The sequence below is a fragment of the Streptomyces sp. NPDC001832 genome (assembly GCF_040297265.1).
Classification (GTDB): domain Bacteria; phylum Actinomycetota; class Actinomycetes; order Streptomycetales; family Streptomycetaceae; genus Streptomyces.
Genome location: NZ_JBEOYU010000038.1, coordinates 1 through 23,698, shown reverse-complemented (window position 1 = coordinate 23,698; position 23,698 = coordinate 1). Strand labels below are relative to the sequence as shown.

Sequence of the window (23,698 nt, the reverse complement as noted above, 5' to 3'; positions counted from 1 at the left end):
AAACACGTCAGGAAGTCAGTCTGGGGATGCCGCAGCTCCCCGCACCCGCCTATCCGGCCGAGGTGCGAGCCAGGCTCGAAGCGGACGCGAAGGAGGTGATCGCACGCTACCCCGGCAGCCGCTCCGCGCTGCTTCCGCTGCTGCACCTGGTGCAGTCGGAGGAGGGGTACGTCTCCCGTACGGGCATGGCGTTCTGCGCCGAGCTGCTCGGTCTCACCACCGCCGAGGTCACCGCGGTCGCCACCTTTTACACGATGTACCGGCGCAAGCCCAGCGGCGACTACCAGGTCGGCGTCTGTACGAACACCCTGTGCGCGGTGATGGGCGGCGACGCCATCTTCGACCGGCTCAAGGAGCACCTCGGCGTCGGCAACGACGAGACCACCGAGGACGGCAAGGTCACCCTCGAACACATCGAGTGCAACGCGGCCTGCGACTTCGCTCCCGTGGTGATGGTCAACTGGGAATTCTTCGACAACCAGACGCCCGAGAGCGCGACCCGCCTGGTCGACGACCTGATCGCCGGGCGCACCGTCGAACCCACCCGCGGCGCGCCCCTGTGCTCGTACAAGGAGACGTCCCGGATCCTGGCCGGCTTCCCCGACGAGCGCCCCGGCGCCGTCGAGGCGTCCGGCGGCGCGGGCCCCGCCTCACTGATCGGCCTCCGGCTCGCCAAGGGCGAGGAACCGCACCCGCGGGTCGTCGCCCCGCGTGGCGAGCCGGCCCGCGGCGACCAGCCGCAGACCTCGGCCTCCGACCCGGACCACCCGGCCGGCCCCGCCGCTGAGGAGGGTGAGTGATGACGTTGGCGACCGAGATCAACGAGAACGGGAACGGTGACAGCCCCGAGAAGCTGCTCGTCCCCGTCCTGTCCGCCTTCTGGGACGAGCCGGAATCCTGGACTCTGGAGACCTACCGGAGTCACGAGGGATATGAGGGGCTGCGCAAGGCCCTCGCAATGTCGCCGGACGAGCTCATCGCATACGTCAAGGACTCCGGTCTGCGCGGCCGCGGCGGCGCGGGCTTCCCCACCGGGATGAAGTGGCAGTTCATCCCGCAGGGCGACGGCAAACCGCACTATCTGGTGGTCAACGCCGACGAGTCGGAGCCCGGGACCTGCAAGGACATCCCGCTCCTCTTCGCCAACCCGCACTCCCTCATCGAGGGCATCGTGATCGCCTGCTACGCGATCCGTTCCTCGCATGCGTTCATCTATCTGCGTGGTGAAGTCGTCCCCGTACTGCGGCGATTGCATGAGGCCGTGCGCGAGGCGTACGAGGCGGGCTTCCTCGGGACGGACATCCTGGGCTCGGGGCTCGACCTGGAAGTCACCGTGCACGCCGGAGCGGGCGCGTACATCTGTGGTGAGGAGACCGCACTGCTCGACTCGCTCGAAGGGCGACGCGGCCAGCCACGGCTGCGACCTCCCTTCCCCGCGGTCGCCGGTCTGTACGCCTGCCCCACTGTGGTGAACAACGTCGAGTCCATCGCCTCGGTTCCCGCGATCCTGAACCGGGGCAAGGACTGGTTCAAGTCGATGGGCAGCGAGAAGTCCCCGGGCTTCACGCTGTATTCGCTCAGCGGGCATGTCGCGAGCCCCGGCCAGTACGAGGCCCCGCTCGGCATCACGCTGCGCCAGCTGCTCGACATGAGCGGCGGCATGCGCGCAGGGCACCGGCTGAAGTTCTGGACCCCGGGCGGCTCCTCGACCCCGATGTTCACCGACGAGCACCTCGATGTGCCGCTCGACTACGAGGGCGTCGGCGCCGCCGGTTCCATGCTCGGCACCAAGGCGCTCCAGTGCTTCGACGAGACGACCTGTGTCGTGCGGGCGGTCACCCGCTGGACCGAGTTCTACGCCCATGAGTCCTGCGGCAAGTGCACGCCGTGCCGTGAAGGCACCTACTGGCTGGTCCAGTTGCTCCGCGGCATCGAGGCCGGTAAGGGCGAGATGGCCGACCTCGACAAGCTCAACGACATCGCCGACAACATCAACGGCAAGTCCTTCTGCGCCCTCGGCGACGGCGCCGCCTCGCCGATCTTCTCCTCGCTGAAGTACTTCCGCGAGGAGTACGAGCGGCACATCACGGGCAACGGCTGCCCCTTCGATCCCGCCAGGTCGACCGCCTGGGCCGACGACAAGAACGCTCACCAGGGGGTGAACGCATGACAGTCACCACGAGTGCGCCCTTGGGGGGCGGCGAGGCGGCCCTTCCGCCCGAGGACCTTGTCACGCTGACGATCGACGGCATCGAGATCAGCGTGCCCAAGGGCACCCTGGTCATCCGGGCCGCCGAACTCCTCGGCATCGAGATCCCGCGCTTCTGCGACCACCCGCTCCTCGACCCGGTCGGCGCCTGCCGCCAGTGCATCGTCGAGGTCGAGGGCCAGCGCAAGCCGATGGCGTCCTGCACCATCACCTGCACCGACGGCATGGTGGTGAGGTCGCAGCTCACCTCGCCCGTCGCCGAGAAGGCGCAGAAGGGTGTGATGGAGCTGCTGCTCATCAACCACCCGCTGGACTGCCCGGTCTGCGACAAGGGTGGTGAATGCCCGCTGCAGAACCAGGCAATGTCGCACGGCGGCGCCGACTCCCGTTTCGACGGCAAGAAGCGCACGTTCGAGAAGCCCGTCCCGATCTCCACCCAGGTGCTGCTGGACCGCGAGCGGTGTGTGCTCTGCGCGCGCTGCACCCGATTCTCCAACCAGGTGGCGGGCGACCCGATGATCGAACTGCTGGAGCGCGGCGCTCTCCAGCAGGTCGGTACGGGCGAGGGCGACCCGTTCGAGTCGTACTTCTCCGGGAACACCATCCAGATCTGCCCGGTCGGGGCGCTGACCTCGGCGGCGTACCGGTTCCGCTCCCGGCCCTTCGACCTGGTGTCGTCGCCGTCGGTGTGCGAGCACTGCGCCGGCGGCTGCGCGACCCGTACCGACCACCGGCGCGGCAAGGTCATGCGGCGGCTCGCCGCCAACGATCCCGAGGTCAACGAGGAATGGCTCTGCGACAAGGGCCGCTTCGGTTTCCGCTATGCGCAGCAGCGGGACCGGCTCACCACGCCGCTGGTGCGCAACGCGGACGGCGTCCTGGAACCGGCGAGCTGGCCCGAGGCACTGGCCGCCGCGGCTGCCGGTCTCTCGGCCGCGCGCGGCAGGACGGGTGTCCTCACGGGCGGCCGGCTGACCCTCGAGGACGCCTACGCGTACGGCAAGTTCGCCAGGGTCGCGCTGGATACGAACGACGTCGACTTCCGGGCCCGGGTGCACAGCGGCGAGGAGGCCGACTTCCTGGCTGCCCGCGTGGCCGGGCGCGGACGTGACCAAGGGGGCACCTCCCTGTTCGAGCGAAGCCGAGCACTCGGGGAAGGCACTGGTGTCACGTACACCTCGCTGGAGAAGGCCCCGACGGTGCTGCTGGTCGGGTTCGAGTCGGAGGAGGAGGCGCCCGGCGTCTTCCTGCGGCTGCGCAAGGCGAACCGCAAACACGGACAGCGCACCTTCGCCGTCGCCTCGCACGCCACGCGCGGCCTCACGAAGGCGGGCGGCACGCTGCTTCCCGCCGCCCCCGGCACCGAGACCGAGTGGCTGGACGCGATCGCGGGCGGCGTCGGACTCGACGGCGACGGAGCCGCGGCGGCCGAGGCGTTGCGCGGCGAGGGCGCCGTGATCGTGGTGGGCGAGCGGCTGGCCGGAGTGCCGGGCGGGCTGACCGCCGCGGTACGGACAGCCACCGCGACCGGGGCCACGCTGGCGTGGATTCCGCGCCGGGCCGGCGAACGCGGTGCGGTGGAGGCGGGTGCGCTTGGGTCGCTGCTGCCCGGCGGCCGTCCGGCGACCGACCCGAGGGCCAGGGACGAGGTGGCGGCCGTCTGGGGCGTCGCCGAACTCCCGTCCCGCTTCGGCCGCGACACCGGTCAGATCGTGGAGGCCGCGGCCACCGGCGAACTGGGCGCGCTGGTCGTCGGCGGCGTCGAGACCGTGGATCTGCCGAACCCGGCACGGGCTCTGGAGGCTCTGGACCGGGTCGGCTTCCTGGTCTCGCTGGAGCTGCGGCCCAGCGAGGTGACCGAGCGGGCCGATGTGGTCTTCCCAGTCGCCGCGGTGGCCGAGAAGTCCGGCACCTTCCTCAACTGGGAGGGCAGGACGCGGATGTTCGAGGCGGCGCTGAAGCCCGAGCAGATGACACGGGCGCTCGCGCCGACCGATGCCCGGGTGCTGCACATGCTGGCCGACGCGCTCGACGTCCGTCTGGCGCTGCCGGATCTGAGGTCCGTACGCCGTGAGCTGGACCGGCTCGGCGGCTGGACCGGTGCGCACGCCACCGACCCGAACGAGCCGACGCGGCCGCTGCCCAGGCCCGGCGACGGCGAGGCGGTCCTCGCGGGCCACCGGATGCTGCTCGACCTGGGCCGGCTCCAGGAGGGCGACGACGCACTGGCCGGCACCCGGCACGCCTCGGTCGCCCGGCTCTCCGCCGTCACCGCGGCCGATACGGGCGTGAAGGACGGCGATCTGCTGGCTGTCACCGGCCCGGCCGGGAGCGTCGAATTCCCGTTGAAGGTCACCGACATGCCGGACCGGGTGGTCTGGGTGCCGCTGAACTCCACCGGGCGGGGCGTCCTGGCCGACACCGGCGCCCGGCCCGGCGGTCTGGTCCGGATCGGGCCCGCCGCACCGGGCACTCCCGACGTCACACCGGAGGTGGGGGCGTGACTGCCTTCGCTCAACTGGCCGCGGCACCGCACAGTGTCGTACTCGCCGCCGAGGATCTGTCGATGTTCGGCACCGACCCATGGTGGCTCATTGTCGTCAAGGCGGTGTTCTGCTTCGCGTTCCTGATGGTGACCGTGCTCTTCGCCATCGTGTGGGAGCGCAAAGTCGTCGCCTGGATGCAGCTGCGCATCGGCCCCAACCGGCACGGCCCCTGGGGCATGCTCCAGTCGCTCGCCGACGGCATCAAGCTGATGCTGAAGGAAGACGTCGTCGTCAAGCGCGCCGACAAGGTCGTGTACGTGCTCGCGCCGATCGTCGCCGCCGTACCGGCGTTCATGGCGATCGCGGTCATCCCGTTCGGCCCGTCCGGCAACGAGGTCTCGATCTTCGGGCACCGTACGGCGATGCAGCTCACCGACCTGCCGATCGCGATGCTCTACATCCTCGCGGTCGCCTCGGTCGGGATCTACGGCATCGTGTTGGCGGGCTGGTCGTCCGGATCTACGTACCCGCTCCTCGGCGGTCTGCGCTCGTGCGCGCAGATGATCAGTTACGAGATCGCGATGGGCGCCGCGTTCGCCTCGGTCTTCCTCTACTCCGGGTCGATGTCGACCTCGAAGATCGTGGAGGCGCAGCAGGACCGCTGGTTCATCATCCTGCTGCCGGTCTCCTTCATCATCTACATCGTCACGATGGTCGGCGAGACCAACCGGGCCCCGTTCGACATGCCGGAGTCCGAGGGCGACCTGGTCGGCGGCTTCAACACCGAGTACTCGTCGATCAAGTTCGCGATGTTCATGCTCGCCGAGTACGTCAACATGGTCACCGTCTCCGCGGTCTCCACGACCCTGTTCCTGGGCGGCTGGCGGGCCCCGTGGCCGATCAGCACCTTCTGGGAGGGCGCGAACCACGGCTGGTGGCCGATGCTCTGGTTCGTCATCAAGGTCCAGCTGCTGCTGTTCTTCTTCATCTGGCTGCGCGGCACGCTGCCCCGGGTCCGCTACGACCAGCTGATGAAGCTCGGCTGGAAGGTCCTGATCCCGGTCTCCGTGGTGTGGCTGATGCTGGTCGCGACGGTGCGGGCGATGCGCAACGAGGGGTACGACTTCTCGAAGATCGTGCTGTACGTGGCCGGGGCCGTGATCGCGCTCCTGCTGATCTCCTTCGTCGCCGACATCTTCCGCGACAAGAAGGGCCGGGCCGCCGGGGCGGACGCGGGACCGAAACCGGCGTTCGACCCGATGGCGGGCGGATTCCCGGTGCCGCCGCTGCCAGGACAGACCCTGCCGCCGGTGCCGCGCCGCAGGCCGCGGAGCGAGCGGCAGCTCATTGTCAGTGGCGGGTCGGATACTGAGAGTGACGGAAATTCGAGTGACGGAAAGGAGGCTGACGGTGTCTGAGTCATCAGAGCCCTCGGGCGAGAAGTTCCAGAACCCTGTCGCCGGCTTCGGCGTGACCTTCAAGGCCATGTTCAAGAAGCGGCTGACCGAGCAGTATCCGGAAACGCAGAAGGTGACGGCGCCGCGCTTCCACGGCCGGCATCAGCTCAACCGTCACCCGGACGGTCTGGAGAAGTGCATCGGCTGTGAGCTGTGCGCCTGGGCCTGTCCGGCGGACGCGATCTATGTGGAGGGCGCGGACAACACCGACGAGGAGCGCTACTCCCCGGGTGAGCGCTACGGCCGCGTCTACCAGATCAACTACGCGCGCTGCATTCTCTGCGGACTGTGCATCGAGGCATGCCCGACCCGGGCGCTGACGATGACCAATGAGTTCGAGCTCGCCAACACCACCCGCGAGAGCCTCATCTACACCAAGGACGAGCTGCTCGCGGGCCTGGAGGAGGGCATGGTCGACACCCCGCACGCGATCTACCCCGGGATGGACGAGCAGGACTACTACCGGGGTCTTGTCACCGAGGCCGCGCCCGGTACGGAGCGCCAGGCCGCTGTCTCCAAGGGCGAGTCCAAGCAGGACAACGGGCACGGGAACGGCTCGGCGCAGGAGGTGGACGCATGACCGGCCTGGCCGCAGCGGCCTCCCAGACCTCGACCGGCGAGGCCCTCCAGTTCTGGGTGCTGGGCACTGTCGCCGTGATCGGCGCGCTGTCCACCGTACTGATGAAAAAGGCCGTGCACAGTGCGCTGAGCCTCGCCGGGACCATGATCGTCCTGGCGGTGTTCTACCTCGCCAACGGTGCCTACTTCCTGGGCGTCGTCCAGATCGTCGTCTACACCGGCGCGATCATGATGCTGTTCCTCTTCGTGGTCATGCTCGTCGGTGTCACGGCGGCCGACTCGCTGAAGGAGACCCTCAAGGGCCAGCGCTGGCTGGCCGCAGCCTGCGGACTCGGCTTCGGCATCCTGCTGATCGCGGGCATCACCAATGCCTCGCTGAACAGCTTCAACGGGCTCGGCACCGCCAACGCCGAGCACGGCGGGAACGTCGAGGGGCTGGCCAGCCTCCTCTTCACCAAGTACGTCTTCGCCTTCGAGATGACCGGCGCCCTGCTGATCACGGCGACGGTCGGCGCGATGGTGCTCACCCACCGGGAGCGCACCGAACGGGCCAGGACCCAGCGGGAGATGTCCGAGCAGCGCGTGCGCAGCAAGCAGGTGCCGCCGCTGCCCGCCCCCGGTGTCTACGCCCGGCACAACGCCGTGGACATCCCGGGGCTGCTCCCGGACGGCACACCGTCCGGGCTCACCGTCATGCAGACGCTGCGCAGCCGCGGCCAGATCCGCGATGTGTCTAAGGAGTCGCTGGGCCGGCTCAAGGCGCTGGAGCAGCGCTCCGAGGAGCGGCTCGGCCGTGACAACGAAGATGAGGAGGCCGCCAAGTGAATCCGGTCAACTACCTCTGCCTCGCGGCCCTGTTGTTCACCATCGGTGCGGCCGGGGTACTGATCCGGCGGAACGCGATCGTGTTGTTCATGTGCGTGGAGCTGATGCTCAACGCCTGCAACCTCGCGTTCGTGACCTTCTCCCGGATGCACGGCAATCTCGACGGCCAGATCATCGCGTTCTTCACGATGGTTGTCGCCGCCGCCGAGGTCGTGGTCGGGCTCGCGATCATCGTGTCGGTGTTCCGTTCCCGCCACTCGGCCTCGGTCGACGACGCCAGCCTGATGAAGCTGTAAGGGGACGTTGAATCGTGGAGAACCTGATTGCGCTGCTCGTCGCGGCGCCTCTGCTCGGAGCTGCGGTCCTGCTGTGCGGCGGCCGACGGCTGGACCGCGCCGGACACTGGGTCGGCACCCTGCTCGCCGCGGTGTCGTTCGTCATCGGTGTCGTGCTCTTCCTCGACATGCTGGGGAAGGGCGCGGAGAACCGGGCGCTGCACCAGAAGCTGTTCAGCTGGATTCCGGTCGAGGGTTTCCGGGCCGATGTGGCCTTCCAGCTCGACCAGTTGTCGATGACGTTCGTGCTGCTGATCACCGGTGTGGGCACGCTGATCCACATCTACTCGATCGGCTACATGGCGCACGACGAGCGCCGACGCCGCTTCTTCGGCTATCTGAACCTGTTCCTCGCGGCGATGCTGATCCTGGTCATCGCCGACAACTACCTGCTGCTGTACGTCGGGTGGGAGGGCGTCGGCCTGGCGTCGTACCTGCTGATCGGTTTCTGGCAGCACAAGCCCAGCGCGGCCACGGCCGCCAAGAAGGCGTTCCTGGTCAACCGGGTCGGCGACATGGGTCTGTCGATCGCGATCATGCTGATGTTCACCACGTTCGGCACCTTCGCCTTCGGTCCCGTCCTGGGGGCGACCGGGGAGACGACCGAGGGCAGGCTCACAGCGATCGGCCTGCTGCTGCTGCTCGCGGCCTGCGGCAAGTCGGCCCAGGTGCCGCTGCAGTCCTGGCTCGGTGACGCGATGGAGGGCCCGACCCCGGTCTCGGCCCTCATCCACGCCGCGACCATGGTGACCGCGGGTGTCTACCTCATCGTCAGGTCCGGCGCGATCTTCAACGCGGCGCCGGACGCACAGCTGGCCGTCGTGGCCGTCGGTGCGGTCACGCTGCTCTTCGGTGCGATCGTCGGTTGCGCGAAGGACGACATCAAGAAGGCCCTTGCCGGGTCGACGATGTCGCAGATCGGCTACATGATCCTGGCCGCCGGGCTCGGCCCGATCGGCTACGTCTTCGCGATCATGCACCTGGTGACGCACGGCTTCTTCAAGGCCGGGCTCTTCCTCGGCGCCGGTTCGGTCATGCATGGCATGAACGACGAGGTCGACATGCGGAAGTTCGGCGGCCTCAGGAAGTACATGCCGGTCACCTTCGTCACCTTCGGCCTCGGCTATCTGGCGATCATCGGCTTCCCCGGCCTGTCCGGCTTCTTCTCCAAGGACAAGATCATCGAGGCGGCCTTCGCCAAGGGCGGCACCGAGGGCTGGATCCTCGGCTCAGTGGCCCTGCTGGGCGCCGCGATCACCGCGTTCTACATGACGCGCGTGATGCTGCTGACGTTCTTCGGGGAGAAGCGCTGGCAGCCCGACGCACAGGGGCACGAGCCGCATCCGCACGAGTCCCCGAAGTCGATGACCATCCCCATGATTGTCCTGGCCTTCGGGTCGGTCTTCGCCGGATTCCTCTTCTCCTTCGGCGACCGTTTCCTGAACTGGCTGGAACCGGTCACCGGACACAGCCACGGACACGCCCCGGTCAGCGCCACGACCATCACGGTGGCCACCATGGTGGTGCTCGTCATCGGTGTCGCCATCGCCTGGGCGATGTACGGACGGCGGCCGGTGCCGGTCGTCGCCCCGCGCGGCTCGCTGCTCACACGGGCCGCCCGCCGCGATCTCCTCCAGGACGACTTCAACCATGTGGTCCTGGTCCGTGGCGGCGAGCACCTCACCCGTTCCCTGGTGTACGTCGACCACACCCTGGTCGACGGCGTCGTCAACGGCACGGCCGCCTCGATGGGCGGGCTCTCCGGCCGGCTGCGCAAGCTGCAGAACGGCTACGCCCGCTCCTACGCGGTCTCGATGTTCGGCGGTACGGCGATCGTCATCGCCGCGACCCTGCTGATGAGGGCGGTCTGATCACATGTCCTTTCCCCTCCTGACAGCGACGGCGGTGCTGCCGGCGATCGGTGCGGTCGCCACCGCCGCCGTCCCAGCCGCCCGGCGCACCGCCGCCAAATGGCTGGCGCTGCTCTTCTCGCTGGCCACGCTGGTACTGGCGGGCATCGCGCTCGCCCGCTTCGAGCCCGGCGGCGCCCGCTACCAGCTCACCGAATCACACGCCTGGATCAAGGACTTCGGCGTCCGGTACGAACTGGGCGTGGACGGCATCGGGCTGGCGCTCATGGCGCTCACCGCGCTGCTGATCCCGTTCATCATTCTGGCGGGTTGGCATGACGCCGACCCTCTGGAGAATCAGAGTCGCCGCTGGCGGCCGACGCAGGGCTTCTTCGCTCTGGTGCTGATGACTGAAGCGATGGTGATCCTCTCGTTCGAGGCCACCGACGTCTTCCTCTTCTACGTCCTCTTCGAAGCCATGCTCATCCCGATGTACTTCCTCATCGGCGGCTTCGGAGACCGGGCGACGTCTTCTCGATCTGCCGCTGCCGCGGCGGGCGGCGGCGACGAGAACGCGGCGGCGCAACGCTCGTACGCCGCCGTCAAGTTCCTCCTCTACAACCTGGTCGGCGGCCTCATCATGCTGGCCGCCGTGATCGGCCTGTACGTGGTCGCGGGGACGTTCTCGCTCTCCGAGATCGCCGATGCCCGGGCCAGCGGCTCGTTCTCCATGGCGACCAGCACCGAACGCTGGCTGTTCCTCGGGTTCTTCTTCGCCTTCGCGGTGAAGGCCCCGCTGTGGCCGCTGCACACCTGGCTGCCCAACGCCATGGGCGAGGCGACCTCCCCGGTCGCCGTCCTGATCACCGCGGTCGTCGACAAGGTCGGCACATTCGCGATGCTCCGCTTCTGCCTTCAGCTCTTCCCGGAGGCCAGCAAGTGGGCGACGCCGGTGATCGTCGTCCTGGCGCTGATCAGCATCGTGTACGGGGCGCTGCTGGCCGTCGGCCAGCGCGACATCAAGCGGCTGATCGCCTATGCGTCGATCTCGCACTTCGGCTTCATCATCCTGGGCATCTTCGCGATGACCAGCCAGGGCCAGTCGGGCGCCACGCTCTACATGGTCAACCACGGGATCTCGACCGCCGCGCTGATGCTGGTGGCGGGCTTCCTGATCACCCGGCGCGGTTCGCGGCTCATCGCCGACTACGGCGGGGTGCAGAAGGTGGCGCCAGTCCTGGCCGGCACGTTCCTGATCGGCTCTCTGGCCACCCTGTCGCTGCCCGGGCTGGCCCCGTTCGTCAGTGAATTCCTGGTCCTGGTCGGCGCGTTTACTGCGTATCCGGTGGCGGGCATCGTCGCCACGACCGGCATCGTGCTCGCCGCGCTGTACGTCCTCGTCCTCTACCAGCGGACGATGACGGGCCCGGTCAAGGCCGAGGTCCAGGGCATGGCGGACCTCAAGGTCCGGGAGCTGGCGGTGGTGCTCCCGCTGATCGCGCTGCTGCTCTTCCTGGGCGTCTATCCGAAGCCGCTGACACAGATCGTCAACCCGGCGGTGCAGCACACCATGTCGGACGTCCAGAAGCACGACCCCCAGCCTGAGGTGGAGGCCGCCAAGTGAGCGCAACAGCTGTCCACAGCTTGTGGACAATGGCGGGCGGAGTGACATCGGCCGCCCCGGGCGTGAAGTTCGAGGCACCGGTCATCGAGTACGCCCAGCTGGCCCCGGTCCTCATTGTGATCGGTGTCGCCGTCGTGGGCGTACTCGTCGAGGCCTTCGTGCCGCGTCGGGCCCGGTACTACACGCAGGTCTTCCTGACGGTGGTCGCCTTCGCCGCCGCGTTCGCCGCGGTCATCGGCCTGGCGGCCGGGGGCTACGGCACAACGAAGGCGCACATCGCCGCGATGGGCGCCATCGCGATCGACGGACCGACGCTCTTCCTGCAGGGCACCATCCTGCTGACCTCGCTGGTCGCCGTCTTCACCTTCGCCGAGCGGCGGCTCGACCCGGCCGCGCACGGCGGTGCGGCATCCCCTGCTCGAACGAAGCTGAGCGCTTGGGGAAACGTGGACTCGTTCGCCGCACAGGCCGCTTCGGTACCCGGCAGCGACAGCGAGAAGGCCGCGGTCAGGGCCGGGTTCACCACCACCGAGGTCTTCCCGCTGCTCCTCTTCTCGGTGGCCGGCATGCTGGTCTTCCCGGCGGCCAACGACCTGCTGACGCTCTTCGTGGCCCTGGAGGTCTTCTCCCTCCCGCTCTACCTCCTGTGCGCCGTCGCCCGCCGCAAGCGCCTGATGTCGCAGGAGGCCGCGGTGAAGTACTTCCTGCTCGGCGCCTTCTCGTCGGCGTTCCTGCTCTTCGGGATCGCTTTGCTGTACGGGTACGCGGGCTCCATCTCGTACGCCGCCATCGCGGACGTGGTCGACGGATCCGTCACCCGGATCGACCCGGCGCTCGCCGCCACCATGGGCAATGACGCGCTGCTTCTGATCGGCGGGGCGATGATCCTGACCGGTCTGCTCTTCAAGGTCGGCGCCGTCCCGTTCCACATGTGGACCCCGGACGTCTACCAGGGCGCCCCGACCCCGGTCACCGGCTTCATGGCCGCGGCCACCAAGGTCGCCGCGTTCGGTGCGCTGCTGCGTCTGCTGTACGTGGTGCTGCCGGGCCTCGCCTGGGACTGGCGCCCGGTCATGTGGGCCGTCGCGATCGTCACGATGCTGGGCGGTGCGATCGTCGCCATCACCCAGACCGACATCAAGCGGCTGCTCGCCTACTCCTCGATCGCGCACGCCGGCTTCATCCTCGCCGGTGTCATCGCGGCCACCCCGGACGGCATCTCCTCGGTCCTCTTCTACCTGGGCGCGTACTCCTTCGTGACGGTCGGCGCGTTTGCCGTCGTCACCCTGGTGCGTGACGCGGGCGGTGAGGCGACGCATCTGTCGAAGTGGGCCGGGCTCGGCCGGCGCTCGCCGCTGGTCGCCGCGGTCTTCGCGGTGTTCCTGCTGGCCTTCGCCGGTATCCCGCTCACCTCCGGGTTCTCCGGAAAGTTCGCCGTCTTCAAGGCCGCGGCGGACGGTGGGGCGGGCGGCCTGGTCGTGGTCGGTGTGATCTCGTCGGCGATCGCCGCGTTCTTCTACATCCGGGTCATCGTGCTGATGTTCTTCAGTGAGCCGAAGGCGGGCGGTCCGACGGTCGCCGTCCCGTCCCCGCTGACGATGACGACGATCGCGGTCGGTGTCGCGGTCACACTGGTGCTGGGTCTGGCCCCGCAGTACTTCCTGGACCTGGCGAGCCAGGCGGGAGTGTTCGTGAGGTAGCACACACGCACACGGCTGGGACAACGCCGGACGGGCTTGAGAAGTCAAGCCCGTCCGGCGTTGTCGTAGGCGGCGCCTATCGTGGCAGGGGACGGCGGCAGGACAGAACGGGACGACTTCGGGGGACAGAGCAATGGGTGCGATGGGCGGGACCATGGATGTGACCGAGAGCGACGCGCGGAAGACGCTGCACCGGGTGTTCGGGTACGAGGCGTTCCGCGGCGAGCAGGAAGCGATCGTCGACCATGTGGTGGCGGGCGGGGACGCCGTCGTGCTCATGCCGACCGGTGGCGGAAAGTCCCTCTGCTACCAGATCCCGGCCCTGGTCAGAGCTGGTACGGGCATCGTCATCTCGCCCCTCATCGCCCTGATGCAGGACCAGGTGGACGCGCTGCGGGCACTCGGTGTGCGGGCCGGCTTCATCAACTCCACGCAGGATTTCGACGAGCGCCGTTCGATGGAGGCCCAGTTCGTCGCCGGAGAACTCGACGTGCTCTATCTGGCTCCGGAGCGGCTCCGCCTGGACACCACGCTCAGCCTGCTCTCCCGTGGCGAGATCTCCGTCTTCGCGATCGACGAGGCGCACTGCGTGGCCCAGTGGGGTCACGACTTCCGCCCGGACTATCTGGCCCTCTCCGTCCTCGGCGAGCGCTGGCCGGACGTACCGCGCATCGCCCTGACGGCCACTGCGACGAACGCCACGCACCAGGAGATCACCCAGCGCCTGGGCATGCCCGACGCGAAGCACTTCGTCGCCAGTTTCGACCGGCCCAACATCCAGTACCGGATCGTGCCGAAGGCCGACCCGAAGAAGCAGCTGCTCTCCTTCCTCAAGGAGGAGCACGCCGGGGACGCGGGCATCGTCTACTGCCTGTCGCGCAACTCGACCGAGAAGACGGCCGAGTACCTCTGCCGCAACGGCATCGAGGCCGTGCCGTACCACGCCGGTCTGGACGCGGGCACACGCGCCGCCCACCAGTCCCGTTTCCTGCGCGAGGAGGGCCTGGTCGTCGTCGCGACCATCGCCTTCGGCATGGGCATCGACAAGCCGGACGTACGCTTCGTCGCCCATCTGGACCTGCCGAAATCGGTCGAGGGCTACTACCAGGAGACCGGCCGCGCCGGCCGTGACGGGCTCTCGTCCACGGCCTGGATGGCATACGGACTCCAGGACGTCGTCCAGCAGCGCAAGCTCATCCAGGGTGGTGAGGGCGACGAGGGGTTCCGCCGTCGCGCCGCCTCCCACCTCGACTCGATGCTGGCCCTGTGCGAGACGGTCCAGTGCCGCCGCGCCCAGCTCCTGACGTACTTCGGCCAGGAGCCCACAGCGGCGGCCTGCGGCAACTGCGACACCTGCCTCACCCCTCCCCTGACCTGGGACGGCACGGTGGTCGCGCAGAAGCTGCTGTCGACCGTCGTACGGCTGAAGCGGGAGCGCGGGCAGAAGTTCGGCGCGGGCCAGATCATCGACATCCTGCTCGGCCGCAAGACGGCGAAGGTCATCCAGTTCGACCACGACCAGCTCTCGGTCTTCGGCATCGGCGAAGAGCTGGCCGAGGCCGAATGGCGCGGAGTCGTAAGGCAGTTGCTCGCCCAGGGGCTGATCGCGGTCGAGGGCGAGTACGGCACGCTGGTGCTGACCGAGGAGAGCGGCTCGGTGCTCGGCCGACAGCGCGAGGTGCTGCTGCGCAAGGAGGCGCCGAAGCCCGCGTCGCGTTCCACGAGGAGCGAACGCAAGGCGAAGTCCTCGACGGCCGCCGCAGAGCTGGCTCCCGAAGCCGTCCCGGTCTTCGAAGCGCTACGGGCCTGGCGTGGCGCCCAGGCGAAGGAGCAGGGCGTTCCGGCGTACGTCATCTTCCACGACGCGACGCTGCGCGAGATCGCCACGGTGCGGCCGGACTCGGTGTCCGCGCTGGCCGGCATCAGCGGCCTGGGCGAGAAGAAGCTGGCGACGTACGGGGAGGGGGTGCTGGAAGTGCTCGCGTCGTTCCAGGATGCCGCGGCGGGCCCGGAGCCGGGTCCTGCGGTGGCCCCTGCGCCTCCGGTCCCGGCGGCGCAGGCTCCCGCCCCGCGCCCGGCCGCACCTGCGACGGCCCCCGATCCGGACCCAGAGTTCGGCTGGGACGAGGAGCCGCCCGAGTACGAGTGAGCACGGGAGCCGGCGGCGCTCGCCGGTCTACTCCGGGGCCGCTGCCCGGCGGCGTGCCGTGATGGCGGTGAGATCCAGATCGACCGGGAAGGGAACGGAGACCTTCATCCGGTCGTGGAAAATTCCGGTGGAGGTGTAGGCCCCGGTCGACGGCTCCAGTTCGAAGACATAGACCACCGCCCTGCCGTCGTGGCTCTCCACCCGCCAGTAGTGAGGGATCCTCGCCCGTGCGTACTTCACGGGCTTGGTCTCCCGGTCCCGGGTCAGGGACTCGGGGGAGACGACCTCGATGGCCAGCTGTACGGACTCGGCGGGGAAACGAGTCTGGTTCGGGTCTTTGATGATCTCGCCGTCCACGACGATCACATCGGGTTCGGGCCGGTTGTAGCGGTCGATGTCGATGGTGAACTCGCGCACGACCTCCAGGTCGGGCGGCAGCAGCGATTGCAACTGCCACTCGAAGAAGCTGACCGCTCGTGAATGGAACAGGGTCTGCGGACTCACGAAAACAAGGCTCCCGTCGATCAACTCCGTGTGCGGAGGCAGATTCGGGAGTGTGTCCAGGTCATCGGCGGTCCAGCCGCCCACGGGCGGAACCGCCCACCTCGGCTCGTTGGCCTCGGGTTCGACGCTCATCAGTGCTCCCATGCACGGAGTCTCGCGGATCTGTCCAGCGTATCCGCCGGGAACCGGTTCCGAACCGCGCGAACAGGTGAACCAATTGCGTGCCATTGACGGCCGCGCCCAGTCAGGGGCGCGGCCGCCTGCCAGCAGGTGTCACGCCGACGGCACGATCCGCCCCGTCACCTCGCCGAGCCCCACCCGCGTGCCGTCCGGACCCGGGGCCCAGGCCGTCATCGTCACGGTGTCGCCGTCCTCCAGGAAGGCGCGCTTTCCGTCCGGGAGGTCCAGCGGGTCGCGGCCGTTCCAGGTCAGTTCCAGGAGTGAGCCGCGCTGTCCGGGCTCGACGCCGCTGACCGTGCCGGAGCCGTACAGATCGCCGGTGCGCAGCGACGCGCCGTTCACCGTCATATGGGCCAGCATCTGGGCCGCCGTCCAGTACATGGTGGCGAACGGCGGCTCGGCAACCAGCTGTCCGTTGATCGCGACGGAGATCCGCAGGTCGAGGCCGCAGGACTCCTCCTTGTCGCCCGCGTCCTCCAGATAGGGGAGCAGCGGGAAGTCGCGGGCCGGGGATGCGATCCGGGCCGCCTCCAGGGCTTCGAGCGGCGTCACCCACGCCGATACGGATGTGGCGAAGGACTTGCCGAGAAACGGGCCGAGCGGGACGTACTCCCAGGCCTGGATGTCCCGCGCCGACCAGTCGTTGAGCAGCGAGAGCCCGAAGACGTGGTCGCGGAAGTCGCCGAGCGGTACCGGGCGGCCCCGCTCGGAGCCCACTCCGACGACAAAGCCGACCTCGGCCTCGATGTCGAGCTTGAGGGAGGGGCCGAAGACGGGGGCCGCGTCGGCCGGCGTCTTGCGCTGGCCGGACGGGCGCACCACATCCGTGCCGGAGACGACGACGGTGCCGGACCTGCCGTGGTAGCCGATCGGGAGGTGCTTCCAGTTGGGCGTCAGTGCGTCACCGTTCGGCCGGAAGATCTTTCCGACGTTGGTGGCGTGGTGCTCGCTCGCGTAGAAGTCGACGTAGTCCGCGACCTTGTACGGCAGATGGAGTGTCACGGATTCGATCGGACGCAGCAGCGGTTCGATGGCCGAGCGGTGTGCCGGGACCGTCACCCATGCGGTCAGGGCCCGCCGGACGTCCCGCCAGGCGGTGCGGCCCGCGGCCAGCAGCGCGGTCAGGTCCGGCTGGGCGAGAAGCTGCTCGTAGGGCGAGCCGAGTGCGTGTGCCGCCGCTCCGGCGTCCAGTACGTGGTTGCCGATGCGGACGCCGATCCGGCGGTCCTCGGGGTGGTCGGGGGTGGAGAACACACCGTATGGAAGGTTGTGCGGACCGAAGGGGTCGCCCTCGGCCAGATCGAGCGGGCTGCTCTGCTCGGACATGTGTTGCTGCCTCGCTTTCCAGGTCGCTTGGGGGACACGTTACGTCGGTGTCGCCACCCGGGGGAGTGTCCCAACTGCTCCTGATGCCCGGAAAGTTCTGCCGTGCCCCCCTGGTGCGCAGGGGGCACGGCGGTGGGTCTCGTCCGGCCGTGCGCGGGGGCACAGCGGTGGTTCATCCGGCCGTGCGCGGGATCCGCTTCTCCCAGGTCCGGTGGAAGACGACCTCGCCGCCGTCCTTGCACACCACCTCGTCGGACGTGATGAAGTCGGTGTCGACCGCACTGATTTCGGACCGGGTCTCGATCCGTACGTCCCACGCCATCTCCGGCCGGTGCAGCCGGATCGCCCATTCGGAGCAGGTGCGTGCGGAAAGCGGGTCGCCCTCCTGGATCGTGTACGTCTCCACGGCGTCCTCGGTGAATTCCAGGCCGTCCGGGTAGAGACGGGTGCCGCCGTAGCGCGGGTCGACCTCCAGGCGCCATTCGCCCTTGGCGACATCGCGGACCACCAGGCGCTCGGGGCGCTGATCGTCGAGCGTCACCGGGTGGACGACGCCGAGCGGTTCCGACTGCTCCGGCTCCTCGAACCGGATCGCGGGGTCCTCGGTGTGCCGGCGCACCGGCAGCTCGACGAAGCTGCCGTCGGCGTCCAGGGTGAAGCCGACCGACCCGGCCTGCGGCCAGATCCACGGCCAGTACGAGGAGGAGACTGCGAGCCTGATCCGGTGGCCGGGCGGGAAGGTGTGCCCGATGCCGTTCAGGTCGAAGGTCACGTCCTCGGTCCCGCCCACCGGCCAGTCGTCCGCGCGGTCGCGGCCGTGCCGGGCGGAGAGGTTGAGCGCGCCGCGGGTCACCAGAGTGGAGGAACCGTCCGGTGCGACGTCGCAGAGCCGGGCGATGGCCTGGCCACGCGGCACGTCCATCCGGATGCGCAGCTTCACCCGGGGGCGTCCGAGGATCTCGACCGGGGCGTCTTCGACCGGGAACTCGAAGCAGACCGACTTGGCGTCCTCGTCGCGCTGGTCGGGCGGCAGGTCGGCGTCATTGCCGAACGGGAAGAAACGCCCGGCGTCCAGACCGGTCTGCTGGGGCGAGTCGACGATCTGCGGCCCGCCCTGCAGGGCGTACGCGACCGGCTCGACGTTCTCCGAGGGCCAGCTGGTGTCCCCCACCCAGCGGCCGGGCAGTGTCTCGTACATCGTGGCGGGCCGGTGCGACTCACTGATCCAGGACCGCAGCAGCGGCTCGGCCATGATGCCGGTGTTCTTGTCCTTCAGGTGCTGGTCCCACCAGCGCAGCGTCTCCTGGAGGAAGCCGATCGCCGGACCGGGCGGCAGACCGCGGTCGGGGTACTGGTGCGACCAGGGCCCGATCAGCCCGCGGACCTTGTCCGGGCCGAGGTGTTCGACGAGCCGCAGGACGGTGTCGCGGTACGGGTCGTGCCAGCCACCGACCGCGAGGACGTTCGCCGTGATCGCGGAGTAGTCCTCGCAGACGCTGCCGTGCTTCCAGTAGTCGTCGCGGGTCTGGTGCGCCAGCCAGGTGTGGATGAATGGTTCGACCGTTTCCAGCCGCTCCAGCCACATGTCCTTCCAGCCCTCGCCGACCTGTGCCGGGTCCGGCGGCCGGGAGACGAAGGCCAGCATGGTGGCCGCCCAGGCGTGCATGTCGACGGCGAGGACGGAGCCGCCCATGTAGTGGACGTCGTTGTCGTAGCGGTCGTCGGTCGAACAGACGGTGACGACCGCCTTCAGCGGCTCGGGGGCCAGCGCCGCGATCTGGAGCGAGTTGAAGCCGCCCCAGGAGATGCCGAACATTCCTACCCGGCCAGAGCACCACTCCTGCTCGGCCAGCCAGTGGATGACGGCGACTCCGTCGGCCAGCTCCGTCGCGTCGTACTCGTCGCCCGGCATTCCTTCGCTGTTGCCGTGTCCGCGTACGTCCACCCGGACGGAGGCATAGCCGTGACCGGCGTACCAGGGGTGGCGCTGCCAGTCGCGCGGCGCCGTCCAGTCGCTCAGCCGGTACGGCAGATATTCGAGGAGCGCGGGGACGGGTTCTTCGGTGACCGGCCGCCAGATCCGGGCGTAGAGCCGGGTGCCGTCCGGCAGCGGAATGTAGACGTCCTCATGAGTGGTGTCATACGGATGCGTGGTGCGGATGTGCATGGCGGTACCTCAGTGGACGGGGTGCATGGTGCGCTTGAGCCAGGGCGCGGCGGCGATGACGGCCACACCGGCCACCACCGCGATTGCGCCGTTGATGCCGAAGTAGGCGGGGCTGGAGACCTCGCCGTACAGCTTCACGACTTGGGCCTGGATGCCGTTGGCGAGGGCCAGCGAGAGGAACCAGAGCGCCATCGTCTGGCCGGCGAACGCCTTGGGTGCGAGCTTGGTGGTCGCGGACATGCCGGAGGTCTCCAGCAGGATGTCGCCGAGGCCGAGCAGCAGATACGAGCCGACGATCCACCAGGCGGCCATCTTGTAGCTGTCGTCGGAGTGCCCGGAGGTCGGCAGCACCATCAGCAGGAACGACAGTCCGCCGAGGATCACCCCGATTGCGATCTTGTTGGAGGCGTGCGGCTGACGGGCGCCCATCCGGGCCCAGACGGCGGCGACCACGGGAGCGAGCGCGACCTCGAAGGCGCCGAGCGCGGAGGCGTACCAGCCGGCCGGGAAGTGGAAGCCGAAGATCTCGGTACGGGCGTTGGTCGACGCGAGCAGCATCATCGTCGAGTACGCCTGGAAGAGGATGAAGTTGAAGACGACGGAGGCCAGGAACAGCACCACGTACGGGCGCAGTCTGCCGCGTTCCTCGCCGGTGACGCGCGGGCTGCGGAACATCACCACGAAGTACACGACCGGGGCGATCACCGAGATGAGGGTGAGCAGGTTGACGAAGCGGTCCATGGTCAGCCACCCCGCCAGTGCCAGCGCGGTGGCGACGGCGGCGACCACGACAACGCCGGCCACGATCAGCCGAACGGCGCGGCGCATCGGCTGCGGCTCCAGCTTGAATTCGGCGCCGTGCGTTCGGCCGGCCAGGTGACGCCGGCCCAGTACGTACTGAATCAGACCGAGCGTCATACCGAGAGCGGCGGCCGAGAAGCCCCAGTGCCAGCTCGCGTGGTCCCCGAGCCAGCCGGTGACCAGCGGGCCGAGGAACGCCCCGATGTTGATGCCCATGTAGTAGAGCGCGAATCCGGCGTCACGGCGCTCGTCGTCGGTTCGGTAGAGCTTGCCGACCATGGTCGCCACATTGGGCTTCAGCAGACCGGTTCCGGCGCTGATCAGACCGAGGCCGGTCCACGTCATGGCGTCCGTGGGCACCGCCATGGCGTAATGCCCGCACGCGATCAGAATTCCGCCGTACAGGACGGCACGGTACGAGCCGAGGATTCGGTCGGCCAGCCAGCCGCCGGCCACGGAGACCAGGTAGACCAGGGTGCCGTAGGCGGCCGAGACGGACGCCGCGGTGCCCGCGTCCATGCCCATGCCGCCGCGGGCGACGGTGTCGGCGAAGTAGAGAACCAGGATCGCCTGCATGCCGAGGAACGAGAACCGTTCCCAGACCTCCAGGCCGGACAGGGTCATCAGGCCTCGTGGCTGGCCGAAAAACGCACGGTCGTCGCGGGTCGGCAGCCGAGTCGGTTCGGTGTCGGTGGTTATGCGGGACAAAGGGAGAACTCCTGATCGTATGAGCTGATCCCGAACATACCGGCGGTGGCGGGAAGGCGCCCATGGTGATCCAAAGGGGACCGGATACGCTGAGTTGAGTGATAACAGCGACACATCGACACTCCGTGTGATCGTCAGCAGACAGGAGATCCCCTCGTGACCGTCGTCGGGCCGTTCGGACTGAGCGTGCGGGACCACGCTCTTGAGGCCGATGTCCAGGCCGGTTTGGCTGCTGTCGAGTCGGGGCTGCTCGATGCCACCAAGAGCGGCGTGTCCTTCATCACGGAGGCCGCGCAGCATCTCGTACGCGCCGGGGGCAAGCGATTCCGTCCGCTGCTGGCCATGCTGGCCGCCCAGTTCGGCGACCCCGATGCGCCGGGCGTCGTGCCCGCCGCGGTCGTCGTCGAGCTGACCCATCTCGCGACGCTCTACCACGACGACGTGATGGACGAGGCGGACGTACGCCGTGGCGTCGACAGCGCCAACACCCGCTGGGGCAACTCGGTGGCCGTCCTGACCGGCGACTTCCTCTTCGCCCGCGCCTCGCACATACTGGCCGACCTCGGTCCCCAGGCCGTACGCATCCAGGCGGAGGCGTTCGAGCGGCTGGTCACCGGCCAGATCCTGGAGACCGCGGGCCCGGGCGACGGGCGCGACCCGGTCGAGCACTACCTCGAAGTGATGCGCGGCAAGACTGGCTCGCTGATCGCTGTGGCCTGCCGGTTCGGGGCGATGATGGCCGGTGCGGACGAGTCGGCCGTCGACATCCTCACCCAGTACGGGGAGCGGCTCGGCGTGGCCTTCCAGCTCGCCGACGACGTGCTCGACATCGCCTCCGACTCCCACGAGTCCGGCAAGACTCCGGGCACCGACCTGCGCGAAGGCATCCCGACGCTCCCTGTGCTCCATCTGCGGGCCCAGGCGGCGGCCGACGGAAAGCCGGACGACCTGGAGCTCGTCGAGCTGCTGGCCGGCGACCTGAGCGACGACGCCCGGCACGCCGAGGCGCTGCGCAGGCTGCGCGCCCACCCGGCGCTGGAGCAGGCCCGACGGGACACCGTCCGGTACGCGCAGGAGGCCCGCGCGACGCTGGCGCCGCTGCCCGGCGGCTACGCGAAGGCCGCACTGGAGGAGCTGTGCGACGCGGTGGTGCACCGGGCGGGCTGAGCCCGTTCGGTGGCCGGCCCCCTACGGGACGGTGGACACCCGAGCGTGTGGCGTCATACCGAAGAGGTAGGCGGAGTTGCTCCCCGGGAGTGACGATTCCGCGCCGCTGTTCTGGTCGGATGGAGACCAACCACTCCTGAACGAATCGGTGAGAATGGCGGCACGGAGTGGGCGAGTGCATCCGGACGGAAGCCGCCGACCACGGAGGTAGGGCACACATGGCACCGAACGACAGCGTAGAGACCGACGGCGGCACCAGGGGCACCGCCGTCGGCCGTCGAAAGGCGGCGCGCTACATCGTCCCGGTCGCGGTGGTGGGGGTGGCGGCTGCGACGATCGGGCTCGCCCCGGCGCTCGCGAGCACCGGTGACCCCGATCTGCCGGAGATCACCGCACAGCAGCTCATCGAGAAGATCGCCGCGTCGGACACCCAGCAGCTCTCCGGCACGGTGAAGATCAGCACGGATTTCGGCATCCCGTCGCTCGGCGGTCTGGACGGCTCCTTCGCCCCGGGCGGCAGCGACAGCGGCAAGGGCGATTCGACCGCCGACCCGCAGACGAAGATGACGGAGCTGGCGTCCGGCACGCACACCCTGCGGGTGGCCGCCGACGGCCCCGACAAGCAGCGGGTGTCGATCCTGGAAAACGCGGCGGAGTACAGCCTGATCCGAAACGGCGGTCAGGTCTGGGCCTACGACAGCAAGACCAACCAGGCCTACCACGCCGCCGAGGACCGGAGCGGGAAGAAGCCCGGGCACCCGGCCCCCGAGGGCGTGCCGTCCACGCCCAAGGCGCTCGCCGAACAGGTCCTGAAGGCCGCGGGCCCCACCACATCGGTGACGGTCGATGGCACGGCGCAGGTCGCCGGACGTGACGCGTACAAGCTGCTGATCAAGCCCAGGCAGAGCGGCTCCACGATCGGCTCCGTCACGGTGGCGGTCGACGCGAAGAACGGTGTGCCGCTGAAGTTCACGCTGCTTCCGAGCAGCGGTGGCAAGGCCGTCGTCGACGCCGGATTCACCAAGGTCGACTTCGCGAAGCCGCCCGCCTCCTCGTTCACGTTCACCCCGCCCAAGGGCGCCGAGGTGACCGAGGCCGACGACGCGAAGACAGAGCAGAAGGCCGACGGAGCAGGGGGCCTGGGCATGTTCCCGGGCGGCGAGGGACTGAGCGCGGGGGGCCAGGGCGCCGGGGACATGAAGGTCATCGGCGAGGGCTGGAACGCGATCGCCGAGATCAGCACCCCGGGCGGCACCGGACTCCCCACGAAGAAGTCGGGTGACGTACCGGCCGAGGCGCAGCAGTTCCTGGACACGCTGGGCGACAAGGTCTCCGGCAAGTTCGGCTCGGGCACGGTCTTCAAGACCCGCCTGGTCAACGCGCTGATGACGGACGACGGCAAGGTGTACATCGGCGCGGTCACACCCAACGCGCTGGTCAAGGCGGCCGACAACGCCGCCTGACGCCGGACGCGTCGCGCTTCCCGGCACCGACCGACCGCCCCGCCGTTACTCTCCGTACGGCGGGGCGGTCCGCTCGCGAACCAGTTCAAGGGTTTCACCTCCCGCGTACTGCGCGAGGAGTTCCCGCACCTCAAGAGCCGTATGCCCACCCTGTGGTCGTCGTCGTTC

At 69.0% G+C, this 23,698-nt stretch carries 17 protein-coding genes and 1 pseudogene; 14 read left to right on the top strand and 4 right to left on the bottom strand.

Annotated elements, in window-relative coordinates; genetic code table 11:
* Positions 1-26: 26 nt before the first annotated feature.
* The 11 genes from nuoE to recQ all read left to right on the top strand — a co-directional run bounded on the left by nuoE (position 27) and on the right by recQ (position 15,214).
* Entirely contained in the window at positions 27-800 is a 774-nt protein-coding gene (gene nuoE, locus ABT115_RS24350) for an NADH-quinone oxidoreductase subunit NuoE (RefSeq protein ID WP_351793633.1), read from the top strand.
* Positions 800-2,170: an NADH-quinone oxidoreductase subunit NuoF gene (gene nuoF, locus ABT115_RS24345; protein ID WP_351793550.1), complete on the top strand. Its 1,371-nt coding sequence runs from the start codon at positions 800-802 to the stop codon at positions 2,168-2,170. The genes nuoE and nuoF overlap by 1 nt, the downstream gene beginning before the upstream one ends.
* Positions 2,167-4,713 carry an NADH-quinone oxidoreductase subunit G gene (locus ABT115_RS24340; RefSeq protein WP_351793546.1) on the top strand — a complete coding sequence of 849 codons (2,547 nt, stop codon included), beginning with the start codon at positions 2,167-2,169 and terminating at the stop codon, positions 4,711-4,713. Before nuoF ends, ABT115_RS24340 begins: the two co-directional genes overlap by 4 nt.
* Positions 4,710-6,113, top strand: a complete 1,404-nt coding sequence (nuoH, locus tag ABT115_RS24335) for an NADH-quinone oxidoreductase subunit NuoH (protein WP_351793543.1) — start codon at positions 4,710-4,712, stop codon at positions 6,111-6,113. The genes ABT115_RS24340 and nuoH overlap by 4 nt, the downstream gene beginning before the upstream one ends.
* Complete coding sequence (gene nuoI, locus ABT115_RS24330) at positions 6,106-6,732, top strand: NADH-quinone oxidoreductase subunit NuoI (protein WP_351793540.1); 627 nt, start codon at positions 6,106-6,108, stop codon at positions 6,730-6,732. Before nuoH ends, nuoI begins: the two co-directional genes overlap by 8 nt.
* Positions 6,729-7,556: an NADH-quinone oxidoreductase subunit J gene (locus ABT115_RS24325; RefSeq protein WP_351793538.1), complete on the top strand. Its 828-nt coding sequence runs from the start codon at positions 6,729-6,731 to the stop codon at positions 7,554-7,556. The genes nuoI and ABT115_RS24325 overlap by 4 nt, the downstream gene beginning before the upstream one ends.
* A complete protein-coding gene (nuoK, locus tag ABT115_RS24320; protein ID WP_351793536.1) occupies positions 7,553-7,852 on the top strand; it encodes an NADH-quinone oxidoreductase subunit NuoK in 300 nt (99 codons plus the stop codon). Before ABT115_RS24325 ends, nuoK begins: the two co-directional genes overlap by 4 nt.
* 14 nt (positions 7,853-7,866) lie before the next feature.
* Entirely contained in the window at positions 7,867-9,762 is a 1,896-nt protein-coding gene (gene nuoL / locus ABT115_RS24315; RefSeq protein WP_351793533.1) for an NADH-quinone oxidoreductase subunit L, read from the top strand.
* 4 nt (positions 9,763-9,766) lie between these two features.
* The gene (locus ABT115_RS24310) at positions 9,767-11,365 is read left to right on the top strand and encodes an NADH-quinone oxidoreductase subunit M (RefSeq protein WP_351793531.1); all 1,599 of its coding nucleotides are present in this window, start codon (positions 9,767-9,769) and stop codon (positions 11,363-11,365) included.
* Positions 11,362-13,065, top strand: coding sequence for an NADH-quinone oxidoreductase subunit NuoN (nuoN, locus tag ABT115_RS24305; protein ID WP_351793528.1), 1,704 nt, complete (start codon positions 11,362-11,364; stop codon positions 13,063-13,065). The genes ABT115_RS24310 and nuoN overlap by 4 nt, the downstream gene beginning before the upstream one ends.
* Positions 13,066-13,198: 133 nt before the next feature.
* A complete protein-coding gene (recQ, locus tag ABT115_RS24300) occupies positions 13,199-15,214 on the top strand; it encodes a DNA helicase RecQ (RefSeq protein WP_502969157.1) in 2,016 nt (671 codons plus the stop codon).
* Positions 15,215-15,241: 27 nt separating this feature from the next.
* Here the strand turns inward: recQ and ABT115_RS24295 are convergent, their stop codons facing one another.
* From ABT115_RS24295 to ABT115_RS24280, 4 genes are all read right to left on the bottom strand, one after another.
* Positions 15,242-15,850 (bottom strand): Uma2 family endonuclease, encoded by a 609-nt coding sequence (locus ABT115_RS24295; protein ID WP_351793525.1) that lies wholly within the window; start codon positions 15,848-15,850, stop codon positions 15,242-15,244.
* A gap of 141 nt (positions 15,851-15,991) precedes the next feature.
* The gene (gene fahA / locus ABT115_RS24290) at positions 15,992-17,224 is read right to left on the bottom strand and encodes a fumarylacetoacetase (protein WP_351793523.1); all 1,233 of its coding nucleotides are present in this window, start codon (positions 17,222-17,224) and stop codon (positions 15,992-15,994) included.
* A 172-nt stretch (positions 17,225-17,396) separates the two neighbouring features.
* Complete coding sequence (locus ABT115_RS24285) at positions 17,397-19,391, bottom strand: CocE/NonD family hydrolase (protein WP_351793520.1); 1,995 nt, start codon at positions 19,389-19,391, stop codon at positions 17,397-17,399.
* A 9-nt stretch (positions 19,392-19,400) separates the two neighbouring features.
* Positions 19,401-20,900, bottom strand: coding sequence for a peptide MFS transporter (locus ABT115_RS24280; RefSeq protein ID WP_351793517.1), 1,500 nt, complete (start codon positions 20,898-20,900; stop codon positions 19,401-19,403).
* Positions 20,901-21,056: 156 nt separating this feature from the next.
* On the opposite strand from ABT115_RS24280, the gene ABT115_RS24275 reads away from it, so the two are divergent.
* From ABT115_RS24275 to ABT115_RS24265, 3 genes and pseudogenes are all read left to right on the top strand, one after another.
* Positions 21,057-22,067: a polyprenyl synthetase family protein gene (locus tag ABT115_RS24275; RefSeq protein ID WP_351793514.1), complete on the top strand. Its 1,011-nt coding sequence runs from the start codon at positions 21,057-21,059 to the stop codon at positions 22,065-22,067.
* A gap of 218 nt (positions 22,068-22,285) precedes the next feature.
* The gene (locus ABT115_RS24270) at positions 22,286-23,530 is read left to right on the top strand and encodes a LolA family protein (protein ID WP_351793511.1); all 1,245 of its coding nucleotides are present in this window, start codon (positions 22,286-22,288) and stop codon (positions 23,528-23,530) included.
* Between the two features lie 72 nt (positions 23,531-23,602).
* A pseudogene (locus tag ABT115_RS24265) lies at positions 23,603-23,698 on the top strand (IS200/IS605 family transposase); the annotation flags it as partial.

Coding starts and splice junctions, on each gene's coding strand:
- nuoE (WP_351793633.1), top strand. CDS start 27: ATGCCGCAGCTCCCCGCACCCGCCTATCCGGCCGAGGTGCGAGCCAGG.
- nuoF (WP_351793550.1), top strand. CDS start 800: ATGACGTTGGCGACCGAGATCAACGAGAACGGGAACGGTGACAGCCCC.
- ABT115_RS24340 (WP_351793546.1), top strand. CDS start 2,167: ATGACAGTCACCACGAGTGCGCCCTTGGGGGGCGGCGAGGCGGCCCTT.
- ABT115_RS24325 (WP_351793538.1), top strand. CDS start 6,729: ATGACCGGCCTGGCCGCAGCGGCCTCCCAGACCTCGACCGGCGAGGCC.
- ABT115_RS24310 (WP_351793531.1), top strand. CDS start 9,767: ATGTCCTTTCCCCTCCTGACAGCGACGGCGGTGCTGCCGGCGATCGGT.
- recQ (WP_502969157.1), top strand. CDS start 13,199: ATGGGTGCGATGGGCGGGACCATGGATGTGACCGAGAGCGACGCGCGG.
- ABT115_RS24295 (WP_351793525.1), bottom strand. CDS start 15,850: ATGAGCGTCGAACCCGAGGCCAACGAGCCGAGGTGGGCGGTTCCGCCC.
- fahA (WP_351793523.1), bottom strand. CDS start 17,224: ATGTCCGAGCAGAGCAGCCCGCTCGATCTGGCCGAGGGCGACCCCTTC.
- ABT115_RS24285 (WP_351793520.1), bottom strand. CDS start 19,391: ATGCACATCCGCACCACGCATCCGTATGACACCACTCATGAGGACGTC.
- ABT115_RS24270 (WP_351793511.1), top strand. CDS start 22,286: ATGGCACCGAACGACAGCGTAGAGACCGACGGCGGCACCAGGGGCACC.